Here is a 6,260-nt window from a genome sequence, read left to right on the forward strand (position 1 = left end):
ACCCTAATTCCTTTCGGCTCGAAAATGATGAAGCAAACGTCATTTTAAGATAGCTTTAAAGCTATCTTAAAATCGTTTATCGCCTCTTATAAAATTTCCAAAACCTCTCATTTTCCGATTTTCTATAAATCTGAAAATTTATTACTTTATATTAATTTATTTATCTGAAAAATTCAATTATTTTTTCAATAAATTATTATTCATAAATCTAATTAATCTTTAACTAATTTAACAATAAAATACATCTATTCAATATGATTCCTGTATAAATATTATTACAATATAAATAACCGAGGAAAGCATATCTTCCTCGGTTTCATACCGCATGTACTTTAATATTTATAGTTGATAACGTCATTTCCTACCATTTAAATGCATTTTATTTCCCTTGCTACTATCACGTAAAAATCCTATTTTCATATATCACCTGAAGATTTAGTATATTAGTAAAATTACCTAGCTTTGCATACCTAATACATCCGTCCAATCTTAATCTGGATAATCTGAGATGGAAATATATGAAATTAACTAAGGAAGAACTTGTCCAAAGACTAATTCTTGCAAAAGAATATATTGCAGAAAATAACACTAAATGGGTTTCGAGTTACTTTGAATCATTTGAGTAGGTGATGTACGTAAAGGCATCACCTACTCTTATTAAACTAACGGATAGGTTAGTTCAACAAGGGATTATTTATTATTTGTAGAACTTATCACTTAATATTTTGTTTTGAAAGGAGTACGTATATGAGACAAATAATTACTCTTGGTGGTGGTGGGTTTTCAATGGAACCAGATAACCCATTGTTAGATTTATATATATTAAAGCAAGCAAAAAAAGCTAAACCACAAATTTGCTTTATCCCTACTGCAAGTGGAGATTCCGATAAATATATATTATTTTTATCCAATCACTTCAGATTAAAATATAATCACCTTCGATACAGTATTCTTTATATATCTTTCAATTCCCTTTCGTAAATGTTACAAAAGTCTTTCAACCGACTCATTTTTTTCTGGTGTAACAGGAAGAGTAAACCAAAATTCACATCCCTGTTTCCCATCTTGGCGGTCCCGAACACCAATTTGTCCTTTATGCAGTTCAACTAGCGATTTTGCAATGGCTAAACCAAGTCCAGAACCTCCAGATTGTGAACTTCTTGATGGATCCGTTCTAAAGAAACGGTCAAATATACGCAATTGATCATCTGAAGAAATCCCTTCCCCTTCATCACACAAAGTGAATTGAACTTGCTGCTTCTGTTTATTTTCCTCTACAATTAATTCGATTGTCCCACATGTAGGAGAATGCCGAATCGCGTTATGCAACAAATTATTGATAACTCGTGCTATTTTACATGGCATAATCCAAATTCGTGGTAATGTCTCTGAAACATGCAATTGTAGATCAATCTCTTTATCTTGCAATAAGATATCATGTGAATCTATTACTTTTAATAGAATGCTATCCACATGTATTAAACTTGGATGAAAAACTTCTTGTCCAAGTTCTAACTTAGAAAGATCAAATAAATCATTAATTAGTCCACTTAATCGTTGTATATCATTTAGGATTGTCTTTAAATATTGTTGTTTCATATCAGGGTCTTCAATTAATCCATCTTGTAACGCTTCTACCATCAATTGTATGCTAGCCATAGGAGTTCGTAAGTCGTGGGAAATATTCGCAATCAGCTCTGTACGTGCTTTTTCTCCTTTTTCTAACTCTGCAAAGCTTTCGTCTAGTTTTTTGGCCATTTCTTGAAAAGCTTCCGCTAATTCTTTAAATTCTTCCGGTTCTTTCCCTATGATGTACATCGTTCCAAATTGTCTATCACTAAATTGTTTGGTTAAGGCAATTAGATTTTGAATAGATCTCATAATAGGGCGTGTCATTAACCAGTAAATAATCGTAGAAATAATCATTGCTACAATTACTATTACTATTAATAATCGTGTCTGTTCTGGTCTAAGTAGCATTTGCCTTTCACTGTACCATATAGAAATCACCATGATACCCGTGCTTAATAGATTCATCAATAACAGTTGATATCGTAACTTCATTTATCGTTTCCTCCATCTGGTTCAAAACAATAACCGATGCCCCAAACCGTATGGACCCAACGATTCTTTGTTGTATGTTTCTCCAATTTCTCACGTAAACGACTCATTAATACAGTTACTGCATTTGTGCAGCCTTCATACTCAAATCCCCAAATTTGTTCAAGAAGTTGGGACCGTGAAAACACCTGTTTAGGATGTTTTGCCATGAGATAAAGCACCTCAAACTCTTTCACCGTTAGCTCAATTTCATATTGACAAACAAATACACGTCTTTTCGTTGGATCAATTTTCAAATCTAGAAACTCTATCATTCCTGATTCAGGCTCTATTCCTTGAAGTGTTACTTGATTTCCCCTTCTTAATATAATTTGTACCCTTAATACTAATTCACGAGGCGAAAAGGGTTTTGTTACATAATCATCCGCCCCCATTGTTAATCCTAAAATCCGCTCCCTTTCTTCTCCTCTCGCAGTTAACATAATAATAGGTACATTGGAATGCTGACGAATTTCCTCACATAGTTCCCAACCATCTTTTTCTGGCATCATCAAATCTAAAATAATTAGATCTGGTTGAAATTGTTGAAATACATTCCATCCTTCTGCTCCGTTCACAGCAGTGTATACCTCATATCCTTCCCTTTCTAAGTACCGTTTACATATCTCACGTATATTATCTTCATCTTCTATAATTGCAATTCTTGTTTTCATACATTAAATCTCCTCGGTTCCTTGATCAATGGCGATTGATATAAAATCAATATGCGCAAGTTCATCTTAGTTCATAGATATTGCATTTTTCTTTCAAAAATATAACAAAACCCTTTCACAAATATCATAAAAATTGTTACTCAAGTAAAAAAGTTTCTTTTTCTATAGCTGAGAAAAAGAAACTTTTCACTTTTTAGATATATATGCAGCATAACCTAAATGGTATTTAGAGCACCCTTCTTTTCCCTAAATTAATTTTCATCTCCCGTTACATTATGAATCTAACTTTTTAAGTGAATTTTGAAAGGAGCCTCTTACTTCTATGCATAAAATATAACGTCTACTGAAACTAGGAGTTGTACTTCAAATTCAAGTTTCATTATCTCTATTAAATCCATTTTTCTTTGCCTGATCAAATCACTTCAGACCACCTATATTTCTACAAGATAATAGTTTAATTTTCATTTTCAGAGATTTATTTACTAGTTATGATTACATGCTATTTGGACTAACATCACCAGCTGAGTCACCGTTATAAATTGGGAAAAACAGAGTAACAGTAGTTCCTTTCCCAACTTGGCTTTTTATACTTATTTTCCCACCATGACTTTCAATAATTCGGTAACTCATCATGAGCCCCACACCCGTACCTTTTTCTTTTATACTATAAAAAGGTTCACCTAGTCTTTTAATTCTTTCTGAGGGAATACCTACGCCTTTATCTAAAATACAAATCTTAACCTCGGTACTATTATGTTTTTTCACATTAATGATGATTTCTTGACCATTTTGTATAGCCTCAATAGAATTTTGTAAAATGCTATAGAAGACTTGTTTTAATTGAATTTCGCAACACTCAATCAATAAGTTTTCAACATCCATATTCAATGCAATACGAATATTCTTCATAATTGCTTGTGTACTTATTAAGTCGACTACATTATCTAATATAGTACAAAGGTTTTTCGGTTCAAATACTACAGCATTCGGTTTTGCAATAGATAAAAATTCTTGAAGAACTGTTTCAATACTACTGATTTCAGAAAGTATTAGGTTTAAATATTCTTTATCCTTTCCTACTTCCTGCTGCAATAATTGCATGAACCCTTTAATTACTGTTAATGGGTTACGAACTTTATGAGCGACCCCAGCTGCCAATTGCCCTACTGCATTAAGGGTATCTGATTTCTTTAATAATTCCGTCGTTATTGTACGCTCTGTAATATCACGTACAACAATCATAATTTTATCCTCAAAAAGCGGTAAAAGTCTTGCTTCAAAATAATAAGTTTCATCATCTAGTTGTAGAGAATATTCTATTAATACAGGATCGGATGAAGTTTTCATTTGATTAATAGCCTTCTCAAATTGCTTTATGATAGGAACTGGTAATATCTCTTGAAATTTCTTCCCTATAAACTCTTCAATTGGAACATAAAATTTGGATATAGAATTTACTTTACCATCCTTAATGGTCCCATCAAGTTCTGATAAAAAATACAAATCAGGAATTGCTTTAAAAATTAATTCTAGTTCAGTCGAGGTTTGTTTAAGTTTCTCTTCCATCCTCTTACGCTTAGTTATATCAATTCCAATTGCTCCGATACTCCATCCTAAATTTGGAATACTATGTAAAATATTGGACCACATAATAGTTTTTATCTCACCATTTTTACATGTGATATCCATCTCCCAATCTCTAAAATCGTGACCATTTTGCAACAAATCGTTACGATTAGGTCTATTAGGATGTAGCAATTCCATCGCTTTTGGATTGTTAATTATTTCATCTGCATTATATCCAGTTACTAATTCACATTCCCGATTCCACATGATAATATTTCCTTTTTCATCAATAGCATTAATCATAATCGGCATATTTTGTAATATACTGCCTAAACAATTTTCCTCATGATTTGTTATCGCATTCATTTGTGAATCTTTTTCATGGATTTTTTTAAGGTGTAATTGTTGTGTTGCCATCTCTTCAATTAGATTTGCAATGCATTTAAAATGTGTTATATGAGAATTCGCAATAACCTCTTTATTAATACTTGTTCCTATAACAAAGGTTGCTATATGTTCCTGCTCAATAATGATGGGGATATGCATTTCTTGGGATAATTGGATTTTTTGATTACGAAAAAAAGGGTTACCTTTGGAAAATATAACATTTTGATTATTATCAAGGAGACAGAATGGAACTTTAGTTAAATTATAAAATTGCTCTGTTATATTCTTAAACTCGTTTATATTTATAAGATCTTTAAGTGTGTATTTCATTATTTAACCCATCTCCTTTATATTTACTATATCTTTAAGAATCCCCATATAACTTTTCAAACTAAAACAATTACCTATTACAATGATACTCTTGTTCTGAATTACCATAGGATTAACCGCGTACTTGTATAGAGTAATAAAACAAGAGTTTAAAACATAAAAGACCGCAAAGCTTTCTTAAAAAACGCTCTGCGGCCTTATACTTTCTTGTTTCACCAAAATAAAAATCAATTGTATTTCTTTCTGAATCAACGGCACGCTATAAGTAAATCTATTACCCTCTTACTTTTATATATAAACTAATTAATTCTAAATCATACTTATAAACTTAGTTTATAATCATTGTACAAACAAAAAACAATCTATATTTCCCTATTATCTTTACTAAGTCGCTTACCGTTAACAACATATTACTTAGCTGATAGTATGAACATTTTCACACTTGATAAATTCCTTATACCAGCTAAAGTTTTTTTATTATCTCATCCGTTGACGGGCGAATAGGACTCCACCTAAAATCAACATCACCATACCTGCGATAATAGAAATCATCTCCATTGATGTTCCACCTGTTTTAGGAAGCCATGCTGACATCTTATTATTTTCTTTAGTAGGCGAAACCTCTGTATTAATCTTTGAAGACGTATTTTCTTTTGTTGGCGGAACTTCCGAATCAACCTTTGAAGGTGCATTTTCTGTTGTTGATGGAACTTCTGTATCAACCTTTGGAGGTGCATTTTCTATTGTTGGTGGAACTTCTTTATCAACCTTTGGAGGTGCATTTTCTGTTGTTGGTGGAACTTCTTTATCAACCTTTGGAGGTGCATTTTCTATAGGATCAACAACTGTTACATCTATTATTTTTGTATTCGTAATGTCGTAACCTTTTACCTCAGATTTATATCCATCTACCGGTTGTTCTTTCACTTCATACTTGTAGGCCTTACCTTCTACATCATATGCCGCTAAATCTTTGAATTCATATTTCCAGCCGCTTGCTCCACTCACTTCTTGCGTTGCAATCACTTGACCATTTTGTAGTAAGTCTACTTTGATTGTTTTCGGACGATCTGTTGCGTTATCATCTTTCCACGTCTTTGTTCCTTCTACTTTTGTTTGACCTACTTTTGTATTCGTGATGTCATAACCCTTTACTTCCGATTTATACCCATCTACCGGTTGTTCTTTCACTTCATACTTGTA

Annotated in this window: 4 protein-coding genes and 2 pseudogenes; 1 reads left to right on the forward strand and 5 read right to left on the reverse strand. The window is 32.3% G+C overall.

All coding sequences use genetic code 11. The features are described 5' to 3' along the window. Positions 1-747: 747 nt before the first annotated feature. Positions 748-918, forward strand: a pseudogene (locus tag COC96_RS28070) (Type 1 glutamine amidotransferase-like domain-containing protein); the annotation flags it as partial. 66 nt (positions 919-984) lie between these two features. Here the strand turns inward: COC96_RS28070 and COC96_RS15310 are convergent. From COC96_RS15310 to COC96_RS15325, 5 genes and pseudogenes are all read right to left on the reverse strand, one after another. Then, positions 985-2,064: a sensor histidine kinase gene (locus COC96_RS15310; protein WP_098267467.1), complete on the reverse strand. Its 1,080-nt coding sequence runs from the start codon at positions 2,062-2,064 to the stop codon at positions 985-987. Beyond that, on the reverse strand, positions 2,061-2,774 hold the full coding sequence (locus COC96_RS15315; RefSeq protein ID WP_098267466.1) for a response regulator transcription factor: 714 nt from the start codon (positions 2,772-2,774) through the stop codon (positions 2,061-2,063). The genes COC96_RS15310 and COC96_RS15315 overlap by 4 nt, the downstream gene beginning before the upstream one ends. A 492-nt stretch (positions 2,775-3,266) precedes the next feature. Next, the gene (locus COC96_RS15320; RefSeq protein WP_098769021.1) at positions 3,267-5,057 is read right to left on the reverse strand and encodes an ATP-binding protein; all 1,791 of its coding nucleotides are present in this window, start codon (positions 5,055-5,057) and stop codon (positions 3,267-3,269) included. A 158-nt stretch (positions 5,058-5,215) separates the two neighbouring features. Beyond that, a pseudogene (locus COC96_RS28380) lies at positions 5,216-5,316 on the reverse strand (DDE-type integrase/transposase/recombinase); the annotation flags it as partial. 218 nt (positions 5,317-5,534) lie between these two features. After that, a partial coding sequence (locus COC96_RS15325; RefSeq protein ID WP_257201748.1) for a Cna B-type domain-containing protein occupies positions 5,535-6,260 on the reverse strand: 726 nt, incomplete at its 5' end.

The sequence above is a fragment of the Bacillus cereus genome (assembly GCF_002577405.1).
In the GTDB taxonomy this organism is placed as follows: domain Bacteria; phylum Bacillota; class Bacilli; order Bacillales; family Bacillaceae_G; genus Bacillus_A; species Bacillus_A cereus_AU.

Bases quoted from the DNA above. Each gene is read 5' to 3' on its own strand.
- COC96_RS15315 (WP_098267466.1), bottom strand. From the start codon at position 2,774: ATGAAAACAAGAATTGCAATTATAGAAGATGAAGATAATATACGTGAG.
- COC96_RS15310 (WP_098267467.1), bottom strand. From the start codon at position 2,064: ATGAAGTTACGATATCAACTGTTATTGATGAATCTATTAAGCACGGGT.
- COC96_RS15320 (WP_098769021.1), bottom strand. From the start codon at position 5,057: ATGAAATACACACTTAAAGATCTTATAAATATAAACGAGTTTAAGAAT.